Annotated in this window: 27 protein-coding genes; 17 read left to right on the forward strand and 10 right to left on the reverse strand. The window is 41.0% G+C overall.

All coding sequences use genetic code 11. The features are described from left to right. Positions 1–6 precede the first annotated feature (6 nt). From ATHSA_RS01605 to ATHSA_RS01620, 4 genes are all read left to right on the forward strand, one after another. Positions 7–1101 carry a Gfo/Idh/MocA family protein gene (locus tag ATHSA_RS01605; RefSeq protein WP_161847445.1) on the forward strand — a complete coding sequence of 365 codons (1095 nt, stop codon included), beginning with the start codon at positions 7–9 and terminating at the stop codon, positions 1099–1101. Further along, the gene (locus tag ATHSA_RS01610; protein ID WP_161847446.1) at positions 1098–1688 is read left to right on the forward strand and encodes a deoxynucleoside kinase; all 591 of its coding nucleotides are present in this window, start codon (positions 1098–1100) and stop codon (positions 1686–1688) included. Before ATHSA_RS01605 ends, ATHSA_RS01610 begins: the two co-directional genes overlap by 4 nt. After that, positions 1685–2296: a deoxynucleoside kinase gene (locus ATHSA_RS01615; protein ID WP_161847447.1), complete on the forward strand. Its 612-nt coding sequence runs from the start codon at positions 1685–1687 to the stop codon at positions 2294–2296. Before ATHSA_RS01610 ends, ATHSA_RS01615 begins: the two co-directional genes overlap by 4 nt. 123 nt (positions 2297–2419) lie before the next feature. Next, on the forward strand, positions 2420–3745 hold the full coding sequence (locus tag ATHSA_RS01620) for a cyclic 2,3-diphosphoglycerate synthase (protein WP_174755541.1): 1326 nt from the start codon (positions 2420–2422) through the stop codon (positions 3743–3745). A gap of 20 nt (positions 3746–3765) precedes the next feature. On the opposite strand, the gene ATHSA_RS01625 is transcribed toward ATHSA_RS01620, so the two are convergent. From ATHSA_RS01625 to ATHSA_RS01660, 8 genes are read right to left on the reverse strand one after another with little or no spacing between them, the layout of a single operon-like run. Then, a complete protein-coding gene (locus ATHSA_RS01625) occupies positions 3766–4815 on the reverse strand; it encodes an outer membrane protein assembly factor BamB family protein (protein WP_161847449.1) in 1050 nt (349 codons plus the stop codon). A 4-nt stretch (positions 4816–4819) separates the two neighbouring features. Continuing rightward, positions 4820–5230 carry a GIY-YIG nuclease family protein gene (locus tag ATHSA_RS01630; protein WP_161847450.1) on the reverse strand — a complete coding sequence of 137 codons (411 nt, stop codon included), beginning with the start codon at positions 5228–5230 and terminating at the stop codon, positions 4820–4822. After that, the gene (glyS, locus tag ATHSA_RS01635; protein WP_161847451.1) at positions 5227–7257 is read right to left on the reverse strand and encodes a glycine--tRNA ligase subunit beta; all 2031 of its coding nucleotides are present in this window, start codon (positions 7255–7257) and stop codon (positions 5227–5229) included. The genes ATHSA_RS01630 and glyS overlap by 4 nt, the downstream gene beginning before the upstream one ends. After that, on the reverse strand, positions 7250–8101 hold the full coding sequence (locus ATHSA_RS01640; RefSeq protein WP_161847452.1) for a glycine--tRNA ligase subunit alpha: 852 nt from the start codon (positions 8099–8101) through the stop codon (positions 7250–7252). The genes glyS and ATHSA_RS01640 overlap by 8 nt, the downstream gene beginning before the upstream one ends. Beyond that, entirely contained in the window at positions 8101–10806 is a 2706-nt protein-coding gene (ileS, locus tag ATHSA_RS01645; RefSeq protein WP_161847453.1) for an isoleucine--tRNA ligase, read from the reverse strand. The genes ATHSA_RS01640 and ileS overlap by 1 nt, the downstream gene beginning before the upstream one ends. After that, entirely contained in the window at positions 10807–11172 is a 366-nt protein-coding gene (locus ATHSA_RS01650) for a response regulator (RefSeq protein ID WP_161847454.1), read from the reverse strand. Position 11173: 1 nt separating this feature from the next. Next, positions 11174–13813, reverse strand: coding sequence for an ATP-binding protein (locus ATHSA_RS01655; protein WP_161847455.1), 2640 nt, complete (start codon positions 13811–13813; stop codon positions 11174–11176). A gap of 22 nt (positions 13814–13835) precedes the next feature. Next, the gene (locus ATHSA_RS01660; RefSeq protein ID WP_269473935.1) at positions 13836–14297 is read right to left on the reverse strand and encodes a Mut7-C RNAse domain-containing protein; all 462 of its coding nucleotides are present in this window, start codon (positions 14295–14297) and stop codon (positions 13836–13838) included. A 30-nt stretch (positions 14298–14327) separates the two neighbouring features. On the opposite strand from ATHSA_RS01660, the gene ATHSA_RS01665 reads away from it, so the two are divergent. The 4 genes from ATHSA_RS01665 to ATHSA_RS01680 all read left to right on the forward strand — a co-directional run bounded on the left by ATHSA_RS01665 (position 14328) and on the right by ATHSA_RS01680 (position 16737). Further along, on the forward strand, positions 14328–15284 hold the full coding sequence (locus tag ATHSA_RS01665; RefSeq protein ID WP_161847457.1) for a tRNA dihydrouridine synthase: 957 nt from the start codon (positions 14328–14330) through the stop codon (positions 15282–15284). Further along, a complete protein-coding gene (locus tag ATHSA_RS01670) occupies positions 15265–15573 on the forward strand; it encodes a stage V sporulation protein S (RefSeq protein WP_161847458.1) in 309 nt (102 codons plus the stop codon). The genes ATHSA_RS01665 and ATHSA_RS01670 overlap by 20 nt, the downstream gene beginning before the upstream one ends. Before the next feature lie 82 nt (positions 15574–15655). Continuing rightward, positions 15656–15817 carry a hypothetical protein gene (locus tag ATHSA_RS01675; protein WP_161847459.1) on the forward strand — a complete coding sequence of 54 codons (162 nt, stop codon included), beginning with the start codon at positions 15656–15658 and terminating at the stop codon, positions 15815–15817. Further along, a complete protein-coding gene (locus ATHSA_RS01680; protein ID WP_197739191.1) occupies positions 15814–16737 on the forward strand; it encodes a DUF1385 domain-containing protein in 924 nt (307 codons plus the stop codon). Before ATHSA_RS01675 ends, ATHSA_RS01680 begins: the two co-directional genes overlap by 4 nt. Before the next feature lie 87 nt (positions 16738–16824). Here the strand turns inward: ATHSA_RS01680 and ATHSA_RS01685 are convergent, their stop codons facing one another. Continuing rightward, on the reverse strand, positions 16825–18204 hold the full coding sequence (locus tag ATHSA_RS01685; RefSeq protein ID WP_161847460.1) for an MFS transporter: 1380 nt from the start codon (positions 18202–18204) through the stop codon (positions 16825–16827). Positions 18205–18357: 153 nt separating this feature from the next. Here ATHSA_RS01685 and ATHSA_RS01690 point away from each other — a divergent pair, with 153 nt between their 5' ends. The 9 genes from ATHSA_RS01690 to ATHSA_RS01730 all read left to right on the forward strand — a co-directional run bounded on the left by ATHSA_RS01690 (position 18358) and on the right by ATHSA_RS01730 (position 24116). Continuing rightward, positions 18358–18681, forward strand: coding sequence for a DsrE family protein (locus ATHSA_RS01690; protein WP_161847461.1), 324 nt, complete (start codon positions 18358–18360; stop codon positions 18679–18681). Positions 18682–18691: 10 nt separating this feature from the next. Beyond that, on the forward strand, positions 18692–19471 hold the full coding sequence (locus ATHSA_RS01695) for a sulfite exporter TauE/SafE family protein (protein WP_161847462.1): 780 nt from the start codon (positions 18692–18694) through the stop codon (positions 19469–19471). Between the two features lie 17 nt (positions 19472–19488). Next, positions 19489–20877 (forward strand): dihydrolipoyl dehydrogenase, encoded by a 1389-nt coding sequence (locus ATHSA_RS01700; RefSeq protein ID WP_161847463.1) that lies wholly within the window; start codon positions 19489–19491, stop codon positions 20875–20877. Positions 20878–20971: 94 nt separating this feature from the next. Then, the gene (locus tag ATHSA_RS01705; protein ID WP_161847464.1) at positions 20972–22210 is read left to right on the forward strand and encodes a YeeE/YedE thiosulfate transporter family protein; all 1239 of its coding nucleotides are present in this window, start codon (positions 20972–20974) and stop codon (positions 22208–22210) included. 16 nt (positions 22211–22226) lie between these two features. Then, positions 22227–22418: a hypothetical protein gene (locus tag ATHSA_RS01710; protein ID WP_161847465.1), complete on the forward strand. Its 192-nt coding sequence runs from the start codon at positions 22227–22229 to the stop codon at positions 22416–22418. Between the two features lie 53 nt (positions 22419–22471). Further along, complete coding sequence (locus tag ATHSA_RS01715) at positions 22472–22705, forward strand: 4Fe-4S dicluster domain-containing protein (RefSeq protein WP_232060105.1); 234 nt, start codon at positions 22472–22474, stop codon at positions 22703–22705. An 11-nt stretch (positions 22706–22716) separates the two neighbouring features. After that, a complete protein-coding gene (locus ATHSA_RS01720) occupies positions 22717–23511 on the forward strand; it encodes a DUF169 domain-containing protein (protein WP_161847466.1) in 795 nt (264 codons plus the stop codon). After that, positions 23508–23762, forward strand: a complete 255-nt coding sequence (locus ATHSA_RS01725) for a hypothetical protein (RefSeq protein WP_161847467.1) — start codon at positions 23508–23510, stop codon at positions 23760–23762. Before ATHSA_RS01720 ends, ATHSA_RS01725 begins: the two co-directional genes overlap by 4 nt. 9 nt (positions 23763–23771) lie before the next feature. Further along, on the forward strand, positions 23772–24116 hold the full coding sequence (locus ATHSA_RS01730; protein ID WP_161847468.1) for a DUF2250 domain-containing protein: 345 nt from the start codon (positions 23772–23774) through the stop codon (positions 24114–24116). Positions 24117–24134: 18 nt separating this feature from the next. Here ATHSA_RS01730 and ATHSA_RS01735 read toward each other — a convergent pair whose 3' ends face one another. Then, positions 24135–25073 carry a calcium/sodium antiporter gene (locus ATHSA_RS01735; protein ID WP_161847469.1) on the reverse strand — a complete coding sequence of 313 codons (939 nt, stop codon included), beginning with the start codon at positions 25071–25073 and terminating at the stop codon, positions 24135–24137. Positions 25074–25102 lie beyond the last annotated feature (29 nt).

The following is a 25102-nucleotide window of genomic DNA, read 5'->3' on the forward strand; positions in this document are numbered from 1 at the left end:
GAAGATATGTCAAAGATAAAAGTCGGAGTCATAGGCGCGGGTTTGATATCCCAGATGGCCCACATACCTGCTTACATAGAAGCGGGAGCGGAGGTTTACGGCATTGCAGATGTGGTAGAATCAAGATTAAAAAAGGTATCGGAAAGATTTTCGATACCAAAGGCATATCTCGACTACAGAGATCTCATCTCAGATCCTCAAATTCAGGCCGTAAGCATATGCACTCCGAATTATCTTCATGCAAGGATGACGATAGACGCTTTAATGGCGGGTAAGGCTGTACTTTGCGAAAAGCCGATGGCCATGAATGCCTTCGAGGCCCAAAAAATGCTTGAAGTTTCCCAAAAAACCGGCAATCTATTGATGATGGGCTTCAACAATAGATTCAGGGGAGATTCACAAAAACTCAAAGAATTCATAAACGAGGGAAGATTGGGCAAAATATACCATTCAAAGATAGGGTACATAAGGAGAAGAGGAACCCCGAGAGGATGGTTTACGGTCAAAAGAGAATCTGGTGGCGGACCTGTCATAGACATAGGCGTCCACGTCATAGACCTTGCAAGGTATTTAATGGGGAATCCAAAACCCGTTTCTGTTTTTGCGTCAACTTACAAGTACTTCGATGACTATAATATAGATGGAATCTCTCCTTGGGAATCTTCGGATGTAAAAGAAGGGCTGCGTGACGGGCGTGAAAATGACGTTGAAGATTTTGCGACTGCTATGATAAAATTCGAGGAGTCGACTATTTCTCTCGAGACTTCATGGGCATCGAATATAGAGGAAGACAGATTCTACATAGATATCTTAGGTACAAAGATGGGGGCGAAGATAGATTCTTACAATCCCATTCACAAAGGATCAAAGAATAATTCTGGAAGTGTAAAACTATTTGGAGAAGAGTTACATTCGCTTGTAGACTACGAGGTAAGGGTGCCAGAAGTGAGAAGCCATTTTGAAGAGATAATATATTTCGTTGAACTTGTAAGAGAGAAAAAGCCAGATCTTCTTAAAACTGCTGTAGATGGCGTTGAGATCCAAAAAATAATAGACGCAATTTATGAAAGTGCCCGAACCGGTAATTTGGTGAAGATATGAAGTACATATGTGTCGAGGGAGTGATAGGGGTAGGAAAAACAACCCTTACCCGTATGATCTCCCAGAGATTGCCTTTTGAGCCTGTGCTCGAAATAGTGGAGGAAAATCCTTTCCTTGCAAATTTTTACAAAGACAGAGAGAGATGGGCCTTTCAGACTCAAATCTTTTTTCTGATGAGCAGGTACACACAGCAAAATTACATATCGAAGATGATAAACCAAAAAAACATCGTCTCCGATTACACTTTCAAAAAAGATAAGATCTTTGCGGAATTAAATCTTGAAGGAGATCAATTATGGCTTTACAATAAAGTATTTGATGTGATCGAGACGAAGACCGTAAATCCAGACATCATAATATATTTAAAAGCCTCAATCGAGACGATATTGAAGAGAATAGAATTGCGCGATAGAACTTTTGAAAGGGAGATAGACATCTCCTATCTTGAGTCACTTTCAAATGCTTACGATAATTTCTTTAAGGAATACGGTGGAAAATACATAGAAATAGACGCAGATTCGATAGATTTTGTAAAGTACGAAGAGGATTTGGATTTCATAATTTCAAAGTTGAAAGAGGAATTATGATAATAGGCATTTGCGGAAATATCGGTGCCGGAAAATCAAGCATGATAGAGATTCTCGAAAAAGAACTCGGGTACATACCCGTTTATGAGACTGTGGAGGAAAACCCATATCTCTCAGAATTTTATCAGGATATGAAAAAGTGGGCCTTTCATTCACAGATCTTCTTTTTAATAAAGAGGTTCGATTTTCTCAAAAGGGTAGACTCTTCAAAGGGAGTTATTCTCGAGGATAGAACGATAGAAGAAGATGTGAATATCTTTGCTAAAAACCTTTACGAATTAGGATATATATCTGAAAGGGACTGGAAGACTTACCTCGAACTTTTTAAAACCTTTTCGGATCACATCCCAACTCCTTCCGGCCTCATCTATTTGGAAGCCTCAGTCGAAACACTCAAAGAGCACGTGAGACGTAGAGGAAGGAATTTTGAAAGCAAAATTTCAGAGGAATACTTAAAGAGACTTAATTATCTGTACAAAAGGTGGATCGATGAAATAAAGATACCCATACTTAAAATAAATTGCGATGAAATTGATTTTGTCTTGAACGTAAATGACAGGAACGAAATACTCCAAAAAGTGGCAAATTTTGTAAATTCGCTCAAATAAAATGCTTCTTACAAAAATTTTTTGTGTATGCGCGAGTATGCGCTATTAGGTGCAAGTATGCGTGAGTATGCTTGCCTTCGTTAAAAGCGCCTCTTTTGTTATACTTACACAGAGGAGGTGGCTTTGGTGAAGAAAAAAGTTTTAATTCTTGGCGCTGCCGGAAGGGATTTTCACAACTTCAATACTTATTTCAGAGATAATCCAGATTATGAGGTTGTAGCCTTTACGGCAACACAGATTCCAGACATCGCTGGAAGAAAATATCCTGCTGAACTTGCGGGTAAACTCTACCCGAATGGAATTCCGATATATCCTGAAGAGGAAATGACCGAACTTATAAAAAAGCACTCAATAGACGAAGTCATTCTCTCCTACAGCGATCTGCCACACCAGTACGTTATGGAAAGAGCATCGATGGCTATTTCTGCCGGATCAGACTTCAAATTGATGGGAACAAACCACACGATGATAAAGTCCAAAAAGCCAATCATTGCGATATGCGCTGTCAGAACGGGATCCGGGAAAAGCCAGACCACAAGAAGAGTTCTCGATATCTTAAGAAATCACAAAAAGAAGGTAATTTCGATAAGGCATCCCATGCCTTACGGAGATCTTGTCAAGCAAAAGGTCCAAAGATATGCCACATATGCCGATTTAGATAAATACGAATGCACAATCGAGGAAAGAGAAGAGTATGAGCCACACATCGACAGGGGAAGCGTCATTTATTCCGGTGTCGATTACGAGGCTATAATCAGGCAGGCGGAGTCAGAGGATCCAGACGTTATCCTCTGGGATGGCGGAAACAACGATTTTCCATTTTACAAACCGGATCTTTTGATAGTAGTTGCCGATCCACATAGGCCCGGCCATGAGAAGACATTTTATCCGGGTCTTGCCAATTTTATGATGGCAGATGTCATAGTCATAAACAAAGAAGAGACGGCTATTCCCGAAAATATAGACGAAATAAGAAGAAGTGCCGCTCAATTCAATCCGCGCGCCATAATAATCGATGCGGCATCCCCGATTTTCGTCGAAAATTGGGAAAAAATACGCGGAAAACGCGTGCTCGTAATTGAGGACGGTCCAACCCTTACCCATGGAAATATGGAGTACGGCGCAGGATACGTCGCGGCCGTTAAATTCGGCGCGAAGGAGATAATAGATCCAAGACCATTTGCAGTTGGTTCGATAGCGGATACATTTAAAAAATACAATCATCTATCAAAAATACTTCCGGCGATGGGGTATGGAGGAAAGCAGATAAAAGAATTAGAAGAGACGATAAACAGATCAGACGCAGAACTTGTAGTGATAGGAACACCGATAGATCTCGGAAGAGTTCTAAAGATAAACAAACCTTCCTTGAGAGTAAGATATGAACTCGAAGAGATCGGAAAGCCAAATCTCGAAGATGTGATCTCGGAGTTCATATCAAAACATTAAAGGCTGGTCAAACCAGCCTTTTATTTTCGAATTTGAAAAGCGTAAAGATATCCGTTAAGAGATCCGATGTAGAGTGTACCATTTCTTATCGTCGGAGCGCCATTTACAAATGGCGCGATTTTATTTTGCCATACAACTCCGCTTTCATTTACGGCGCAAAGATATCCGCTGCCGGTTCCGAAGTACAAAGTGCCATCATTGTAAGATAAATTCGCAGGGAATCCTTCTGTTTTGTAAGACCACAAAATATGATCATTCTTTATCGCAAAGATGTAGCCGGAAGGGGTAAAGCCACTTTGATCCGATACCACGTAAATAACATCTCCTACCACCAACGGCTTACCGGTTATATTCCCGCCAATAGAAATATCCCACACAAGATTTCCTCTACCATCGAGAGCGTAGAAAATGCCATTTTCACATCCAAAGTATATATTCGACTCTGAAACGGATAATCCACCGTCGATGGGAGAGTTCGTGCTGTATTTCCAGACTAAATTTCCACCTTTTGTAAGTGCGTAAATGTTGCCGGCAGTGTTTGAGAAATAAATGTAACCGTTAGGTCCTATTACCGGATTCGATCTTATGGCATGGCCTGTCTTATATTCCCACCTAACTTTGCCATCTGTATCGAGAGCATAAAAGTTCCCGTTGTTATTTCCAAAGTAAAGCGTATCCTCTAAGAGGAGCGCTCTCGAATTTATGGAATCATCGGTTTTGAATTTCCAGATCAATTTTCCATTACCGTCGAGGGCATAAAAATACCCGTTGTTAGATCCGAAATATATCGCGTTCGTACCAACGGTAACATCTGAAAAGATCTGACCGCCTGTGTAATTCCACCTCAAACTTCCATCTAAATTCAAAGCGTAAAGTTTTCCATCGTAAGAACCTACGTAGATGGTATTACCATCGATGATGGGCGAGGCAAGAATATGTCCTTCCGTTTTGTATGCCCATTCTAACTTTAAATCGGACGAATTAATATTTTGGGATGGTGGCGATACAAGAAACCTTCCTATTATTATAAGGATTACGAGTATGAAAGACCAAAGAAACCACCACCACATCTTCTTACCTGTCATATTCAATCAGACCAAACTCGTCTACCACTTTCAAAAGATCATCAACCTTACCCGTAAAAAAATGTGAATCGCATTTACAATCAGAAGATCCGAATTTTGGAATCCCATCTGCTATTTTAGAAATGAACCTTGCCATCTCACATTCCATAGATTTTGGTGCTTCTTTTACGAAGATTTTCTCGATTTCAGACTCGGGATTATCCAAAAAGTAATCTACATGCCAGAAAAGTTTTTTAGATCTTGATCTGTGCCTTTCTAACCTGCTTTTGAGACTGTTTTGGGCCGAACCAACGTAAATGTAATGGCCACTTTCAAAAGACATCTCTCCGAGTTTTCCAACTTTGATCTTTTGAGGCTTCTTTAAATTTATAAATAAAATATAAACGCCTTTATTCTTCAACGATCGTTCACCGTCTTCAAAAGCAGGGAAAGTTCTCCGAAGTTGAGGAAAAGATCATCGAGATTTTTCAAAAATCCAAGTCTGTTGAGCCTTAAATCCTCTCTCGGAGACATCACGAATACATTTTCAAAATATTCATCTATGTAAGGCTTTAGAGATCTAAGGTGATCGAAGGCTTCACTGTAGTTAAGGTGCAAGAGTGCGTCTTCGACCTTTTCTTTTTCCTGCATGTAAAAGGAAAAGAGTTTTTTCTCTTCTTCATCGAAAAGTTCTACATGGTATTCGAAAGAATTGTGATTTTTGGAGATGTTATGTACACGCGTGTAGGCTATTATGAAATCTTCAAAACCCTCTGTTGATCTGCTCTTTTCGATTGCCTTGGCCGAAAGCATCGATCTGAATGGTTTATTCCACAAACTCATGACAGCCTTTGAAACATCTTGAGATATGCCATTTTCGCGAAGCAAAAGATCGAGTCTGCCTTTGAAGAAAGATTCTATCGAATCGTATGGAACCTTTCTTCCAAGTAGTTTTTCAGAAATTGAGATGATCGATTTGAGGTCTACATCCCACTCAAATCCAATTAAAATTCTCAAGACGGCAAAAACCTTTTTTCTCAAAGCGTAAGGATCTTTTGAGCCGGACGGAATTTCTCCTATCGAAAAATTCGCACAGATCGTATCCATCCTGTCAGCGATCCCTATTATTCCTCCTATGGTATCGGAAGGAAGATCTCCTTCAAGGCCATCTGGATCGTACTGTTCCTTTATCGCAAGCGCAACGCGCGGATCTTCATCTCTCGCGTAAATACTTCCCATGATACCCTGAAGTTCTGGAAATTCATAAACCATATTCGTTCCAAGATCGCTCTTCGAGAGGATTGCCGCTCTTTCAACGAGTTTTATCTCCCCGTCAAGGCCTATCATTTTTGCGATTTCAACAGAAAGTGACTTCACCCTTAAAACCTTGTCCATTATAGTGCCCAAGTTCTTTTGAAAGGTCATCTCTTGGAGTTTTGAATTGAAGTACTCGAGTGGAAATTTGAGATCTTCCATCTGGTAAAATTTGGCATCCTCAAGTCTCGCGTTTATAACCTTTTCATATCCAGATCTGACATTTTTCTCTCTCGATGCAGGACCATCTTGAAATGCCAAAAACTCGTTGGACACTTTATTGCCTCTTCTGGTTATGAAGGTTCTCTGGTGATGCCTGAGGACTGTTTTTAAAACAGGATCGGGAAGAATTAGAAATTCTTCTTTGAACTTCCCTATAACCGGCTGTGGATATTCTGCTATAAAAGAGATCTCGTGAACGAGATCATCATCTTTTATGACATCAAGCCCCGAATTTTTTATTCCATCCCTTACCATTTTTTCTCTTTCTTCTACCTTCAATATGACCATTCCATTTCGCATGACTTCCTCATAATTTTGCGCGGCATCAATGGTTATCTCGTTATTTAGATATCTATGTGTTCGCGTTTTATTGGATGCGTGCTTTCCCATGAATTCAAATGGAATTACCTCGCCATCGATCATCGAAATTATGGAATGGACAGGACGCGTGTAGGAAAAATCACCATTTGCCCATCTCATAGGTCTTGAAAACTGGAAGTTCTTCAAAAGATCGGGCATTAAGTGAGGAATCAATTCTTTTGTGAGTTTCCCTTTTTCCGTTCTTCTGAGAAAGACGTATCTTCCACCATTCTCTTCGGATATCTCTATCTCCGAAAGATCCGCATTGTTGGACTTTAAAAATCCTTCAAGCGCCCTCGATGGTTTTCCGTTTTCAAAAGCGATCTTTTCTGAAGGACCCTTTTTCAAAATCACCGTATCCTTTTGAGATTCGCTAAGATCATGAATTAAGAATCCAAACCTTCTCGGAGTCAAAAAGATCTCTATCTTACCATGATCTATCCTTAACTTTTGAAGGCTTTCATCTATGTTCTTCTCAAAATTCGAGGAGATATTTTCCATGTCCGATACCGGCATCTCCTCGAGCAGAATTTCAAGTAAATATTCAGACATTTACAGCACCAGCCTTTAGAAAACTTTCGGCACATTTTTTTGCCATCATTCTTATTCTCGATATGTAATTCTGCCTGTGAGAAACCGAGATCGCACCACGAGCATCCAACAAATTGAAAACATGTGATGACTTTATGATCTCATCGTAAGCAGGTCTGTAAAGACCCGCGCTTACGAGATTCTCAAATTCATTTGAATGCTTCTCAAAAAGATCAAATAGCATACGTGTATCCGCGATTTCAAAGTTGAATTTCGAGAACTGACGCTCATTTTCAAGGTATAAATCGCCGTAAGTAGTGGTATCGTTCCACTTTAAATTGTAAACATTGTCAGTTCCTTGAAGGTACATCGCTATTCTTTCAACGCCATATGTTATCTCGAGAGGGACTCTTTTAAGTTCGATCCCGGCAAATTGCTGAAAATACGTAAACTGGGTTATTTCCATTCCATCCAGCCAGACTTCCCATCCTATGCCCCATGCACCGAGTGTGGGTGATTCCCAGTTATCCTCGACAAACCTTATATCGTGATCTTTTATTCCCAAACCAAGGGCTTCGAGAGAGGCAAGATATACCTCCTGAGATTCTTCTGGCGATGGCAAAAGTATGACCTGATACTGAAAGTATCTTTGCATTCTGTTGGGATTTTCTCCATACCTGCCATCTGTCGGCCTTCTGCATGGCTGAACAAAAGCGAATTTCCCGTCCTTTTGATTTAAAACGTTGAAAAATGTGGTCGGATGGTAGGTGGCCGCCCCCATTTCCATATCGTAGGGTTGATCTATGACCGCACCATTCCTTGACCAAAAATCGTTTAATTTGAATATCAGATCCTGAACATTCATCAAAAATCTCCCTTTCGAATGACTTCCGCGCATCTCGAACAAAGAGTTGGATGATCTTTATCTTCACCCACAGTTGTCGAATACTTCCAGCATCTTTCACATTTCTGCCCTTCGGCGTGATCGACCGTTACCGCTGTATCTCCTTTCTCGAGAGAAAGAGAAGATACTATCATGATGTCTGCAAGATCCACCTCGACGCTTTTGGCAACATCGTAAAGTTCGCCGTCAACTTTCAAATTAACCCTTGCCTCGAGAGGATGACCTATCTTTCCATTTTGCCTTTCTGTCTCGAGCGCTTTTAAGACCACATCTCTTACCTCTCTTATCTTGGACCATTTTTCGATCAACGATTTGTCCGATTTGATCAATTCGGGCCAATCTTCAAGATGAATACTTTCAAGTTTTCTGAAAGGTATTGTCGTGTATATCTCCTCAGTTGTGAAAGGAATTACTGGCGCAAGCAATTTCAAAAGCGTCATTCCAGTTTTGTAAAGCACAAACTGGGCCGATCTTCTTCTTGCCGATTTTTTCCCGTCCGCATACAATCTGTCCTTCAAAATGTCGAGATAAAAGGCGCTCATGTCTATCGTTACAAAATCAAAGATGGAGTGATAAACCTTGTGAAAATCAAAATCATCGTAGTATTGCGTTACATCCAAAACAAGTTTATCGAGCAATGCAAGCGCATACCTGTCTATCTCGAGCAGTTCATCGATCTTCTCTTCGGGATTGAAATCGTAAAGGTTTCCAAAGATGAATCTCAAAACATTTCTTATCTTTCTGTAGGCATCAACCTGTTTTTCTATTATCTTTATAGATATTCTAACGTCATTTTTATATTCGGTAGAGGAGACCCATAACCTTAAGACATCGGCACCGAATTTGCTTATCACATCGAGAGGATCTATAACATTTCCAAGAGATTTTGACATCTTTTGATCATTTTCATCCCTTATAAAGCCGTGCGTCAAGACATTGTCGTAAGGGGGCCTCCCATCTCTTATCATGCCGAGCAAAAGTGAAGAATGAAACCATCCTCTGTGCTGGTCCGTGCCTTCAAGGTAGAGAGCCGCGGGATACAAATTCTTAGGCTTCAAAACGGCCTCGAAAGAAGATCCTGAATCTATCCATACGTCCATGACATCGTAAAGTTTCTCGAAGTGATCTCCACCACATTTTGGACATTTGTATCCGGGAGGAAGCAATTCCTTTGCGTCGTACTTGTACCATGCATCTCCTCCTTCGTGACCAACGATTTGGGCAACATGCCTTATGACCTTCGGATCCATTACCACATGGCCGCACGATTCGCACTTGAATGCTGGAATTGGCATGCCCCAATCACGCTGACGCGAAATGCACCAGTCGGGCCTTGTTTCTATCATGGAGTAGATCCTATTTTCGCCCCATGATGGTATCCAATGAACTTCATTCTTTATCGCTTCGAGAGTTCTTTTTCTGAGATCATTTTTGTCAACAGAGATAAACCATTGTTCCGTTGCACGAAAGATAAGCGGCTTATGGCACCTCCAGCAATGAGGATATGGATGCTTGAAATCTTCCTGTGCAATCAATGCACCGCTGTCTTTGAGATCTTTTATTATCACATCGTTTGCCTTGTTTATATTCATTCCACCGTACTTTGGAAGATCCATAACGTAATTGCCATAATCGTCAACGGGAGAAAAGATCTCTAAATTGTATTTTTTACCCGTCATGTAATCCTCTTCTCCATGACCGGGGGCCGTGTGAACTGCGCCCGTTCCAGATTCGGTCTCAACGTAATCTGCCAAGACAATGGGTCTTTCCTCTTTATACAATGGATCGAGAAGTTTTTGAAGTTCAAAAACTTTCCCGATCTTTTCACCGGCAATCTCGTATTCTTTTACTCCGGCCTTTTCCATAACAGACGGAACAAGAGATTTTGCCATTATCCATCTCTCATCTTTTACTTTCACTTCAGCGTAAATGACATTTGCATTGAGAGCGACGGCCCTGTTCGCAGGCAATGTCCATGGAGTTGTTGTCCATATGATCACAAACTTTTTGGGATCGTCTTTGAATTGAAACTTCACGTATATAGATTTGGAGATATCGTCTTTGTACTCAACCTCGGCCTCGGCAAGGGCCGTGTGATCAACCGGACACCACATGACAGGCTTATTTTCCCTGTAGACCATACCCTTTTCCACCACATCGGCAAAGACATCGTATATGGCCTTTTCATATGACTTATCCATCGTCAGATATGGATTATCCCATTCTCCAAAGATGCCCAATCTTTTGAACTGTTCTCTTTGAATTCCAACATATTTCAGGGCATAGTCTGCGCACATCTTTCTTATATCGATCCTCTTCATCGACTTTATCTTATCTCCAAGTTCAAGGGCAACCTTATGCTCGATCGGAAGGCCGTGCGTGTCCCATCCGGGAATATAAGGAGAATCATATCCTCTCATCGTTTTGTAACGTACGACGACATCTTTTAAAATCTTATTCAAGGCCGTCCCTATATGAATACTTCCATTCGCATACGGAGGGCCGTCGTGAAGCACGTATTTGGGGGCGCCTAAACGTTTTGACCTTATCTTTTCGTATATTTTTGATTTTTCCCAGTTTTCTAAAATCTTTGGCTCTTTTTCGACCAAATTTGCCTTCATTGGAACGAGTTCAACTGGTAAATTGAGAGTATTTTTGTATTCCATTCAATCCTCCAAAAGTTCTTTAACTTTTTTCTTCATTTCAGACATATCTGAAGATTTGACAATGTAATCATCGGCAGCCCAACTTGAAAGATCGCTTTTGTAATGAGAATAGGCCGTTAAGATCAAAATCTTTACTGGCTTTTTCATGTCTCTTATCTTTCCCGCAACCTCAAGACCGTTCATGTCCGGCATTTCGATGTCTAAAGTTACGAGATCGACATCTTGTGAAGAGATAAAATCTAACGCTTCTTTTCCATTTTTAGCGGTTGAAACTTTGTACCCTTCATCTTCGAGTTCTTCTTTGATAAGCATCCTAACGGGTTCTTCGTCCTCAACGACCAAGATATGTTTTCCTTCTTTTTTCATTTCAAACCTCCTTTAAATCGATATCCTTCGGAATCTGGACTGTAAATGTGGTTCCATTTTCCTTATCACTTCTGACGCTTATTTTTCCGTAGTGTTCATCCTCAACGATCTTTCTGCATATCGCCAGTCCCAGACCCGTTCCATAGGTTTTGGTGGTATAAAATGGCTGGAAGATGACTTCCATCTTATCCGGAGGAATGGGATCTCCATTGTTCCACACATCAACATAAACGAATTTGTCATCCGAATAAGTCTTTACCTTTATGACGCCTTCCCCTTTCATGGCCTCAAAAGCATTTTGGACTAAATTTATTATCACTTCTTTAAAATGGTTTGGCTCTAATTGCACATATGGATCTTTCGGATCCTTATCGAATTCTATTTTGACGCCCTGCAACTGAAATTTCTCAAAATAGAGATCGACTATGTCCTGAACGAGTTGATTTAAAGGCGAGATCGTAAAGTTAAGATTTCTATCGTTGCGGCTGAATTCGAGAGTTTGATTCACTATGATTTCAAGTCTCTTGGCCTCTTCCAAAATTATATCTATGTACTTGGAAAGTTTTTCATCGTTGGATATTTTCTTCGCCCTCTGCGCAAAACCTCCTATGGCCGAGAGTGGATTTCTTATCTCGTGCGCTATCTTTGCAGACATCTCGCCAAGAACTGCAAGTCTTTCGCGATTTCTAAGTTCGATTTCAAGCATATGTCTTCGTGTCACGTCTTCAAACATCGCTATATAGCCTGTTATAACGTCAACGTCTTGCTCTTTCAAAGGAGAAAAGGTCATGTTGAGAAAATATTCTTTGGAATCGAATGTAAAATGGTAATCCGAGAGATTTATCGTCTCTTTAGTATCGTATACCTTTTCGGCCACCGTGAGTATATCGGCAAACTCTGGACCGAGTATGTTGGTATCTGAATTCACCATTTTCGATTTTTCAAATCCGAATAATTCCTCACTCTTTTTATTCCATTCGAGTATTTTATTCTCCCTATTCACAACCATAATGGCAACATCTAAATTTTCGAGTATATTCTGAAGGAAATCCTTAAAATATTCGGCCGATATCCTCTGCTTTTCAAGGCTTATCGTCTTTTCAACAAGTTCGGCATAACTTTTCAAAGATTCTATAGTAAGACCTACGCTTTCGGAAAATATGCTAAGGATATCTATCATATCGTCCGTGATTGGAGTTCCCGTATACTTGTTATCGAGGATTATCGCCCCATACACGTCTCTTCTTCCAACAAGCGGAATGCAAACGAATTCTTTTACGCCGAGAAGGTTCAAAAGTTCCATAAACTCCTCGCCCCTTTGGGCACTTAACATGGGGGTTACATGGACTATTCTCGATCTGTTTATAACCCTATCGAAGATGTAATCTCCGGTGTACGAAAAGATCTTTCCACGCGCGTAGGAAGTTAACCCTCCGGAGAGATCTATTCTCAAGGCTTCTTCCTGCAAATAATGGGCAAAATCGGCGTATTTTTCTTCATCCGCTTTAGCGCTTTGCCATGCAGAGGTAACCTCATTTTCCGATGCCGGTCCAAGCCACTCCTTTGCAACTAAAACCCTTGCATTCTCATCTTTTTCAAGCAAAAGAGCCCTGTTGAATTTAAATCCAGAATTCGAGGTCAAACCGATAAGGACGATCTTGTATATATTCCTTATGTCCTGCGTATGGCGCAAAGCCTGCAGTATCTTTTGAAGCGCGTTTAAAAGCCTTACCTGTTCTTTCTGGTAATTTATATAATCCTCACTTTGTTTTTGTAACTCTTTTAAATTCTCATTTTCTTTTTCGAGCCTTGTGTAGAGTTCTATCTGGGTTATAGCCATCTTCAATCTATTTGCGATCGAGACAGCGAGAGAAAGATCAAATTCGTCAAAATGCCTGTATGTGCGGTAAAAATCTGTATTCTTTCTATTCATGAGCATCATAACGCCTATGAGTTCATTGTCTCTTATGATCGGCACGCCTACGGCCGACTTTATCGAAAAAGAGAATATATCAAGCGTTGCCCTTGGATCAACCTTTGAAGAGGTCGAAAGCAAGGGTTCTTTCGTCTTTGCGATCCATCCGATCATGCCATAGCCGATTTCGATTCTTCTTTTCAATATCTCATTTGTGGAGATGCCGGAGGTGTAAGAAAGCACAAGTTCTTTGTCTCCTATCAACCATATCGTGCCTCTCTCGGCATTTAAAACCTTTACGGCAAAATTTAAAACTTTCTGGTAAAGTTCATCGAGACCTGTGTTAACCACATTTATTTCTTTGTCAAGTTCTTCCATGGCCGTGAGTTTTGATATGGTAGATCTGCTTTTTTCATAATCGAGCAATATCTTCAAAATAGTACCTATTTGAAGATTAGTACGATCATCGATTGTTTTATCCGGATCCAAAGTTATAAGGCCTATGACCTTTCCATCGTAATTTATCGGTATAGCATTTCTTCCGTTATAAACAAATGGAGAAGAAAGATCTGAATTGAGGGTGTCGATCTTTATCTTTAAAGCGTCCTGCCTTACATCGTAAGAGGAGACCATCAGCCTTAACTGTTTGTGCTCTTCTTCGTACACGTAAAGACAAATAGAATTAGATCCGGACATCTCCCGGATAAGATCTGTCAATGTTTTCAAACGCTCTTCAAAATTTTCCTCTTTAAAAATTTTTAGTAAACTCTCGAAATTTGTCAATATCAAAAACTCCCTCAAAATTCTTCATTATATTCTCAACATGAGTACCATGCCAGTAAATTCTTTTACAATTCGGACAGATCTTAAAATCCTTTACGGTCAAAAAGACCCTTTCGGGAATGCGATCCCTTACCTCTTCGGCCTTTACGTCTGCAAGCAGTGTGTTGCATTCGACACATCTTGTGAATGGCCTCATTTCTTGGATCAAAGAATACCTTCTTTCAACTTCTTTTAACTGATCGCGCCAGTTATTTGATACAATAAGAAAAGATTCGCCAGGCCATTTTTGCCATTTTTCTCTCGATCTTGTAAGAAGAATTCTATCGTTATTATTTCGATATTCGTCGAATGGTTGCGCGTCGAAGCCCAGCAATCGAAGTTTTTTCATGAGTTTTCCTATGGTATTATCACATAAGAACCTTTTCATAACAAAATTATATCACTCGAGGTGAGATTTTTGATAATCGTACTTTCTCCTATGGCAGGCGTAACAGACAGAAGTTTTAGAAAACTCTGCCTTTCGATGGGAGCCGATCTTGCATTTACCGAAATGATAAGTGTCAATGGCCTTGTAAGAAAGAATAAAAAGACTCTCGCAATGCTTCCGGAAAATGAAAAAAGGAGCGTTGTCCAGTTATTTGGAAAGGATCCGTCCATCTTTTCCAAGGCCGCTTTGATGTTAAAAGACACACCGTGGATAGACATAAACGCGGCGTGCCCGATATGGAAAGTAACAAGACATGGCTACGGCTCTTCTTTGATGAGAGATCCAATGCTTTTAAGGCAAATAGTTGAAAGCGTAAGAAACACAGGATTCAAAGTGTCAGTCAAGATAAGAATAGGATGGGAAGATCAGAAAAATTTCTTAGACGTCGCAAAGGCGGCCGAAGACGGAGGAGCCTTTCTTGTTACGATCCACGGAAGGACTGTCGAACAACTCTATTCCGGGAAGGCCGACTGGCAACCTGCGAGGATTTTAAAAGAAAATCTTAAGATAAAGGTAGGTATTTCGGGAGACATCTTCACCCCTTACGATGTGATAAGGGCATACAAAGAAACCGGATCAGATTACATCTTCGTCGCAAGGGGATCTATTGGCAATCCTTGGATCTTCAGGCAATCAAAAGAATTATACGAGAAAGGATACTTTGAAGAGCCATCTTTGGAAGAAAAAAGAAAAACGATAAAAAAACATCTTGAAATGGAGATATCAGAACACGGAATTCGTGGTATAATGATATTCAGAAAGTTTATTGTGAGATATTTAAAAAATCTTCCCGGTTCTCACGATTTAAAAGAGAGAATCATGAAGATAGAAGATGAAAAGGAATTAGATGATCTTTTAGATTCATATTTTAGCAAGCTTATCTCTTGCGAACAAGGAGGCGTTGAAGGTGGAAACATTAAAAGTTAGTTCCAAATCAAATCCCAATTCAGTTGCAGGCGCTATCGCTGGAGCGCTCGGAAAGGACAGCACGGTCGAGATACAGGCAATCGGTGCTGGCGCTGTTAACCAGGCTGTCAAGGCCATAGCGGTTGCGAGAAGATTCATAAATGAAAATGGGAAGGATATCGGTATGATACCCGGATTCGTAGAAATCGAAATAGGTGGAGAAAAGAGAACCGGGGTATCTATGAAGGTCTTCATAACCGGACCATTCCAGAAAGAAAAGGGCGATCAAAAAGCAAATCCAAATGCCTGATCGTGAAGAGGAAATAAAGGAAATAGTGAGGGCGTGCGCTGAGGATATGAATCTTCGGCGCATTGTTTTTCAAATAGAGGAAATGAATGAAGATCAAAGATCATCTTTCGAATTGAAAATGGTGAATTATTTTCTCGGAAAGAATTCGAATGACGATCTTCAGGTCTACAAATTCTTCAAACTCATCCTTGATGCTTCTGTAAGGGATGAGGTTATATCGAAGATAAAGGAGGGAAAGACTTGAAAGATAAATCGAAAGAAAAACTTAGCGTTGGCGGTCAGGCCGTCATAGAAGGTGTCATGATGAAGGGCGTAAAGACTGTTGTCGCCGTAAGAAAAAAGGACGGATCAATCGTTGTTTCGGATTACGGCCAGATGGTCAGACCAAAGGGATGGAAGGGATGGCCATTCATCCGCGGCACATTCGTGCTTTACGATTCTTTGGTAAGTGGTATAAAGGCTCTAAACCTGTCGGCAAATCTTTCTGGAGACGAAGACAATCAATTGAGCACAAAAGACATATTCTTTGCGCTTTTGATCGCTTTTGGGATGGCAATAGGACTATTTTCAATTCTTCCGGTCCTCATAACCTCTCTCTTTTCGGCGTTGAGAAATAATGGTTTCTTATTTGCGCTTGTCGAAGGTGGAATAAGGACTGTTATATTCTTGATTTACATATGGATAATAGCGATGCTTCCGGACATAAAAAGGGTCTTCCAATATCACGGTGCAGAGCACAAATCCGTTTTTACGTATGAGGCGGGCGAAGAATTAACCGTTGAGAATGCGAGAAAGTATTCTACCCTTCATCCAAGGTGCGGGACGAGTTTTTTGATGATCACAATGATAGCGGCCATAATAGTCTTTAGCATACTCGGGGGAATAGATCCGCAAATGAACATATGGTGGAAATTCGCATCGAGAATCATTTTGATACCCGTTGTCGCCGGTCTTGCCTACGAATTTCAAAGAATGACCGCAAAACATTTAGACAATCCATTCTTCAGAGCGCTTGCCAAACCCGGTCTATGGCTTCAAAAATTGACAACAAAAGAACCTGACGATTTGCAATTAGAAGTAGGACTTGCCGCCTTAAAGGCCTCGCTTGGGCAGACGGAAAGTGAAGATGTACAGCGGCAAGGTGTAAGTCAACAAGTACAGTGAAAAAGGTCAAGGTTTCTTGACCTTTTTCTATCTGGTGACATGCTCCCACCACTTATAGAAGTGGGAGAATTCTTGCTTAAAAAGACGTTAAATTCTATGAGTAGATGGATTCAACTTTACCACGTCAGAAATACTTTCAAGACTCTCGCCTTTGGGCTCTTTTAAGAATAAGGTTGTCAGAATTCCGGCAAAGGATACAATTGAAATTATCACAAAGGTTGCGTTGAATCCTACCGCCGATAACACTATTGGAAATAAAAATGTACCTACAAAGGCTCCAACCTTACCAATGCCTGCCGAAATTCCGTGGCCCGTTGTCCTGTACTCTGTCGGGAAAAGTTCCGAAGGAAGTACAAAGGTAGTTGTATTCGGACCGAATTCTGTAAACAAATAACTTATGCCATATACCGCAAAGAAAAGGCCTACCTGTTTTTCTATATCTGGTATTAGACCTATTAGAAGAAATGATACACCCATAATCGCAAATCCTACCAATTGGATTGGTTTTCTTCCTATTTTATCGATGAGCGCTATCGCTAAAATGTATCCGGGTACCGCAAAAACGAGGAAGATCAAAAGCGTGTAAAGTGTCTTCATCTCCAAAGACATACTTGAAGAGATCGAGTTCAAAACAAGAGGCGTAGAAATGGTATTCCCGTAATAAGCGTAATCCATCAAAAACCAACTGCCAGCAGTGCCAAAAAGCGTTAGCATGAGTTTTTTGTTCGTCAAAAATTCTTTCAAACTACTGCGCTTCTTTTCGACCACATTCTCTTTGTCAGTTTTAACATCTTTGTTCATAAACTTTCCAACATCCTCAAGCGCTTTTTTTCTGTCTCCAAGCACTTGAGCCGTGTATCTCGGTGATTCAGGAATCTTTCTTCTTAAATATATGACCATCAACGCAGGAATTGCACCTATCCCGAGCATGATTCTCCATGAAAGGTCTGGCGATATATTCAATCCAAGCAATCCCAATGCCACAAGAGGACCTGTTATAAGTCCGACGGCCTGCATTGAAAAAACGAGACCCACAAGTTTGCCACGGTCTTTTTTGTTAGAGTACTCGCTCATTATAACCGCACTTACCGGATAATCTCCGCCTATACCAATTCCAAGAAGAAACCTTGATATCAAAAGCCATGTAAAATCTGGAGAGATGGCCGATAATAAGGCTCCCACTGCCATTATAATTGCCTCAACACCGTAGACGGTTTTTCTTCCGAACCTATCCGCAATGCGACCAAAGATAAAAGAGCCGATAAGTGCAGATATAAGAGAGATACTTCCCAGAAAGCCTATTTGTGAACTGCTCAACTTCCATATAGGCGCGATAAGGGATATCGCAATTCCTATTATGAAAAGATCATAGGCATCCGTGAAAAATCCCATCCCTGATACGAACATCGCCTTAAAATGATGCTTCCCAAGTTCGGCGTTGTCAAGATAATTTTCTATTCTTTCCATCTTTTCACCTCCGAACAAATGATGCTACTTTATTTTTATCTCTTCTTTATCAACTTTACACAGGCATTAAGTTTTACTTATAGGGGTATAACTTTTTTGTATTTGACAGATTAATAAATTCATTTTATACTTACAAAGAATGGAGGTGCTGCTTTGAAAGTACTTTTTCACATTGACGAGTCTGTTATGTGGGATCTTACGATAAGAAATTTGAATAATTTCATCAAAGACATCGATGAAGAATTCTCAATAACGGTTGTTGCAAATGGAGATGCCATCAACGGCTACATAGATGAGAAATTATTGGATCAGATGAAGATACTTTCAAAACATGTAACTTTCATCTCATGTCTTAATTCGATGAAAAAAGAGCATGTAGAACCATCCGCGCTTCCAGATTTTGTCAAAATCGTTCCGTCGGGCGTTGTTGAGATTGCGAAACTCGAAGAAAAAGGTTTCCATTACATAAAACCTTAAGGAGGTTTGTATGGATATTCTTGAGATCGTTTATGGATCTGTAATCGGTCTTTCTCTGGGATTAACAGGTGCGGGTGGATCGATAATAACAATTCCTATTTTGATATATCTGTTAGGCATGAATGCCCACGTCGCAACCGGAACAAGTCTTGTCATCGTCGGTGTGGGAGCACTTGCTGGAGCGATACAATACGCATTCGGAAAAACGAAATATCTTCACTGGAAGGTGGCATTACTTTTTGCAATCGCGGGAATAGTTGGGGCCTTTTTGGGATCTTATTTCAACGCCTTGATGCCTTCGTACTTGATACTTTATCTCTTCGCGGCCTTAATGGTTGTGATAGGCATCATGATGTTAACGAGAAAAAATTATGGTAAAGACGATGAAATTCCGAGTTTGAAAAACCTCAAAGGATTATCGGAATGGTCAAAATTCGTCGGGGCGGGATTGTTCATAGGATTAATGACGGGCTTTTTCGGAGTTGGCGGCGGCTTTTTGATAGTACCCGTTTTAGTTTTGATACTCGATTTTCCTATGAAGCATGCCATAGCGACGAGTTTGATGGTAATAGCGCTGAATTGTTTGTGGGGAATATTATCAAGGCTTGGCGGTGTCGGAACGATAGCATGGGGTACGGCATTGTACCTTGTCATCGGTGCGGTAGCCGGTATCGTGATAGGCGTTCTGATCGCCAAAAAGATAAGACCGGGATCCCTTACGAAGATATTCGCTTACTTTGTAATAGCGCTGGCAATTTACATGTTTGTAAGAACTATGGGCATTATTTGAGATAAGGAGGAATTATCATGAAAACGGTCGATGTTTTGACAATAGGTGCGGGTGGAGGAGCATATCCTGCCGGATTCAGGCTTGCAAGATCTGGTATGGATGTTGTCATGATCGATGACAAGGGCGTCATGAGCGGAAATTGCCTTGCCGAAGGATGCGTTCCGTCGAAAGCCATCAGAGAATCTGTAAATCTTTACAAAACATCTAAAAAATTCGACTTCTGGGGGTTGGACGGACAGGTCTCTTTTGAATACAAAAAGATAATCGCCCACAAAGATAACGTTCAGAAATTCAGGTATGCCCAGCATGCCGAAGAGTTAAAAGAAGCGCTTCCACACCTTCAACTTGTGAAAGGTCATGCAAGATTTTTGGACGATCACACACTTGAGGTGAAATCGGATAAAGGAGATGAAGTTTACCGCGCAAAGCGCGCGATAATCGTCGCAAGCGGATCGGAAACTTCGATACTTCCGATAAACGGCGCGGATTTGTGCATAACCTCTCACGACATCTTTTCAATGAATCCAAAATTGCAAACACTTCCCAAAACGATGACGGTAATCGGCGGAGGATACATAGCGCTTGAGACAGCGACCTTTTTCAACGAACTCGGAACGAAGGTTAAACTCTTCAAAAGGTCTGACAGAATACTTTCGGATGAGGTCGATTATAGATTTTCACAAACCTTAAGGCAATTTTTGGATCCGAACATAGAAATCGTAACAGGCGCGCGCGTTATGGAAGTCGAGAGGGTTCAAGATGGATACAGAATGAGATACGTAAAAGATGACAAGACGGAAAGCGTAACTTCTGATATCGTCATGATGGCCGTCGGAAGAAGGTCTGTGATTCCCGAAGGTGCAGAAAAAATAGGGATAAAAACAGAACATGGAAGGATAATTGTAAACAACGCAATGCAGACAAATATTCCCCACATCTATGCCCCGGGTGATGTCAACGGACTTTCAATGCTTTTCCATTCGGCCGTAAGACAATCCCTTGTGGCGGCAAACAACATAATGGCAGGAAATACTCCCATCGATTACATGAATTTCAAAACAGTTCCGACAACCGTTTTCACCTTTCCGGAGGGCGCTTACGTGGGGATCTTGCCCGATGAGGCGAAGTCAAAGGGAATTGAACTTGTCGAAACATCATCGCCGTTCAAAATCGATGCCCGAGCGCAGATCTTCGGAGAGATGGACGGAGAGATAAGAGAATTTTTCGATGCCGAGACGATGAAGATAGTCGGAGCATGGGTAATAGGTCTTGATGCCGGGCTTTTGATAGGAGAACTTGCAAGACTTGTCGAGGGAGGATTTACCGTAAAAGAGGTTGCTGAATTCGCCGATCAACATCCCACGACTGCCGAAGGTATAGTAAAGGCTGCAAGAAAATTGATATGAAATTTTTCGGTACATCATTTTGAAGTGGGAAGGTGATGTGTATGGCAGAAGAAAACTTTCTTTCTGTGCAACAAGGGAAAAGGGGGGTGATAATATGAAAGGAATTCTTTTTACCGCACCGCAGTGGGTAGGGATCTTGATCGGATTCGTTATAGGAGCCTTAGCAGAAGCATGGGGAATCGCAAATCCAGAATCAATAATAAGGCTGGTCAGATGGAAAGACAGACTCTTTATAACATGTATCGCCCTTGGCGGGGCGATTGCCGTGCTTGTGCTTTACGCTCTATATGCGATGGGCATAAACATGCACTTCAGTTTGAAACCGTTGTACTGGATCGGTGTCGGATTGGGTGGAGCGATATTTGGAATAGGACTGGCTTTATCAGGATATTTTCCCGGCTCTGAATGGATGTCACTTGGAGAAGGACGGCGTGATGCTTTGTTTGCAATTCCGGGAGGGTTACTCGGAGCCGCAACATGGACGTTGCTCTTTCAGACCTCCGCAGGTCAGTGGCTTGTGAACACTTTCAACAGCGGTTCTGTGATAATCACGGGTCAAACAATAGCAAGTTTGAGCCCATTGACTCTCTTCTTGATTGCCATTCCTTATGCCATAGGGCTATTTTTACTCGCTTATTTTTTGCCGAGATTTCCGAAAACCAAGCACAGTTGTCTGAGATCTCTTATCGGAAGAGGCAAATACGATGAAAATACCCCTCTACTTAAGGAAATACGTGAAGATACCGCCGCGTATTTACTTGAAGGATCTATAGCAAAAAAGGGAAGTAAGGCAGAAAAATTTGCCAAAACAATTTCTTCAGAACCAAACGTTTATTCGCCGTTATTGGTACTTATCGCCGCCGGAGTCGGAATAACGGTTGTAATCGGCATTATGTTACACCAGATCTTCGGTGAATCGACCACGTACTCGTGGATAGTTGGCGTGCTTTTGATGCCTTCTTACAAATATTCCGTAAGCGTCATCAATCATATAGGATGGGAGCCTTTTTCGGATATAGGAACGTTTTTGGGTGCTTTCTTTTCGGCCGTGGTGCTTACCAAAAGATTCACGGCCTTTCGTAAAGTTGTGCCACCATCATGGAGAAATCGTTTCGGTAATGAAGAGTGGAAAAGGGCAATCGGTGTTTTCATAGGAAGTTTTCTGATGCTCTTCGGTGCAAGAATGGCTGGTGGATGTGCGTCGGGACATATCTTAAGCGGCGTCGTTCAGATGGCTGCAAGTGGGCTTTACTTCGGTCTGATCGTCATGATCGCCGGTGTCATAACTGCAGCGATCGTTTACGGTAAAACTTCCGAAAAGGTTAAAAATTGATGGGAGATGAGATGTTATGAAAACTGTGAATGTGTTGGTCGTAATAGGCATAATTGCCACGATCATAATTGCGGCCATAGCGACTGGAAATTCAAATGGTTACGCTCCTGACATGAACGCATGGTTTGCCGCACTTATCATTCCCGTTTTATTACCACTCGCCGCGGTTGCTTATTACAACGAAAAGGATCCTTACGATAAGAAATGACCTTTTAGTTCAATAAATACACAGAAATAACGGAGGCGATAAAAACGAACAGTGTGGAATTCATACCCGGTGCAACTATCACAATAGACGATGATAGGTGCATAGGATGCAGAAAATGTGTTGAAGTCTGTCCTCAAGACGTTTACGAACTGGTAAGAAGGCCGGGAGAAACCGACCCAAACAAGGAATTCAAATCTGTGGCCGTCGCGCCTGAAAAGTGCATACTTTGTCTTTCATGCCTTGAAATATGCGCAAAAGACGCAATATACATTGACGGACAGCAATAGGAGTGATTGAAATGGCAGGACCGCTTTTAAAAGAACAACTCATCAAACCAAAGTATGACTGGAAGAGATTGACAGATCAGATCGTCGAAAAGTTGGAACTCAAATATGAGCCCGTCGGAGTTTATTTCATACAGGCAGAACATGCCGAAAGGTACGAAAAGTTCTTTGAAAATTTTCCAAAACCTAACGGACGTCTTACCTACTGTCAGGCAGTCGATACAGTAAGAGGGGCCGCGAATTATTCCAAACTTGCCGAAAGACCGGACGTGCTTGTCCTCAAAGCAAAAGACTTCTTATGCTCTGCCGGAGCGGCCAATTTGGGATTTTACGATCTGCCCGAGCCAATAAAAAACGGCGAAAGAGACTTTTTACTAAGAAGATTTCCATCCATAGAGACCTCAAGGGTAACGCGTGAGATGATACCACACTTTGAGGCTGGAACGACTGCGGATGTTATCGTTTTTAAACTGTCCATATCACCTGTTGATCCACATGTCGTGCTTGTCTTTGGAAATCCAGCGCAAATACTTTCGCTCGAAGGGCCTTACGTCATGAAAAAAGGAGGCAGATTGGAAGTTGATCTACTTGGAACGTGCGGAGTATGCGCTGAAATGACAGTATCGCCACTTTTAAACAGAAAGATGAATCTTTCGACACTTTGCGGAGGGGCAAGATCACATGCGTTCAAAGATCCAACTGAAATGGGAGCAGGTATACCCGGCATCGAATTTCCAGAACTTGTCGAGAACCTACTTGCCAGACAGAACATTCCAAAAAGACAGGATTTGCCAAAGGAACTTCGGTGAAGCCGAAAGAAAACACAATTGAAAAAATAGACAGACTTTTTGAAAAGATATACGCCACCAATCTCGATGAAGAAAGTATCCGAATTCTTAAAGATCTGCAGGATCATCTTCATTCGATGAATCTTCACAAAGCAAAGGTGGCGTATTTCTCTTTGATAAAATCGAAATTGAATTATATCTTCGAAATGTTAAATTCATCAAAAGTGGATGAATCGAAGAAAGAAATAAAAGAATTGAAGAAATTTTTGTGAGGTAGAATCATGCTTGAGTGTCAAGAATTCAATAAATTAAGCGAGATAGAAATTAAGATATTGAAATACCACAAATTAATGGGGGCGGATTATTCTAAACTCATCTCTCACAGATTCGGGATAAAATTGTGCGAGGCAATGGCAATTCACAAAAAACTTTTCGATCTGGGCTTTCTTGAAAAGGTCAGCGGAAGTATAATAGATTACCACACAAACATAAAAAGATTAAAAACGATAAAGCACAGAAACCACACTTACTACGTTCTAAGTAGAAAAGGTGAACTTTGTCTCAGAGAATACGAAAGAGAATTCGGAGAAATCCAACTGGATCTGAAGTATCCTTACAAAAGATGACACCTGCTTTAGTTACTTCTAAGGCTGAATTTTGACACTGTAAAGTATGTATACAATGTATATAGCCATCAACAAAAGGCCTTCCCATTTTTTGGCGCTTCTTTTTGAGTTAAAGAAGATAAAGAAGGCTATTATTCCTATAACATTCATGAAAATCAGATCAACGGTTATAGGCTTATCCGTTTTGATGGTCCCCGGCAGTGCCGAAAGACCTAAAATCGCAAGAATATTAAAGATGTTGGATCCCATTATATTTCCGACGGCAATTTCATTTTTTGATTTCAATGCGGCTCTTACAGATGTGACGAGTTCTGGCACACTTGTCCCAAATGCGACTATCGTTACGGCTATTAAAGTCTCGCTTACTTTAAGCGATCTTGCCAAGTTAACGGCCGCGTAAACACCGATTTCGCCTCCGGCAACAACTCCAACAAGGCCTATAATCGTTAAAATAATCGCTATAGAAAGTTTGTGAAATGCCTGTGTCGACGTTTTCACATCCTGTTTTGATGTCGATAAAACGTACGACATAAAAATTCCAAAAACTGCAAGTAATACCATTCCATCGTAAAAATTAAGAGAATCATTTTTCAAAAACAACATTGTCGCTATGAACTGTGCCACTATGACGAGTGGAATTTCATATTTTAACGTCTGAACTTTTATCGAAATGGAACCAAGAAAAATAGAGATTCCAAGGATAAAACTCGCGTTGACTATGTTAGACCCGACAACATTACCTATTGCAACGCTTCCAGAATTGTTAAAAGCACCTGCAAGGCTTACAGCAAGTTCTGGCGCACTCGTTCCAAAGGCAACTATCGTCAAGCCTATGAAAAGTTCTGAAACTTTGAAATGTCTTGCAAGATCTGAAGCACCGCCTACGAGCCAGTCAGACCCACGTTCAAGTAAAAGCAAAGCGATTGCAAGGAATATTATCTGTAAAAGAATGTACAATTTCATCTCTCCTTTTTGCCTTTTGATCA

Origin of the sequence: Athalassotoga saccharophila (genome assembly GCF_009936215.1) — a bacterium.
Classification (GTDB): Bacteria; Thermotogota; Thermotogae; order Mesoaciditogales; family Mesoaciditogaceae; genus Athalassotoga; species Athalassotoga saccharophila.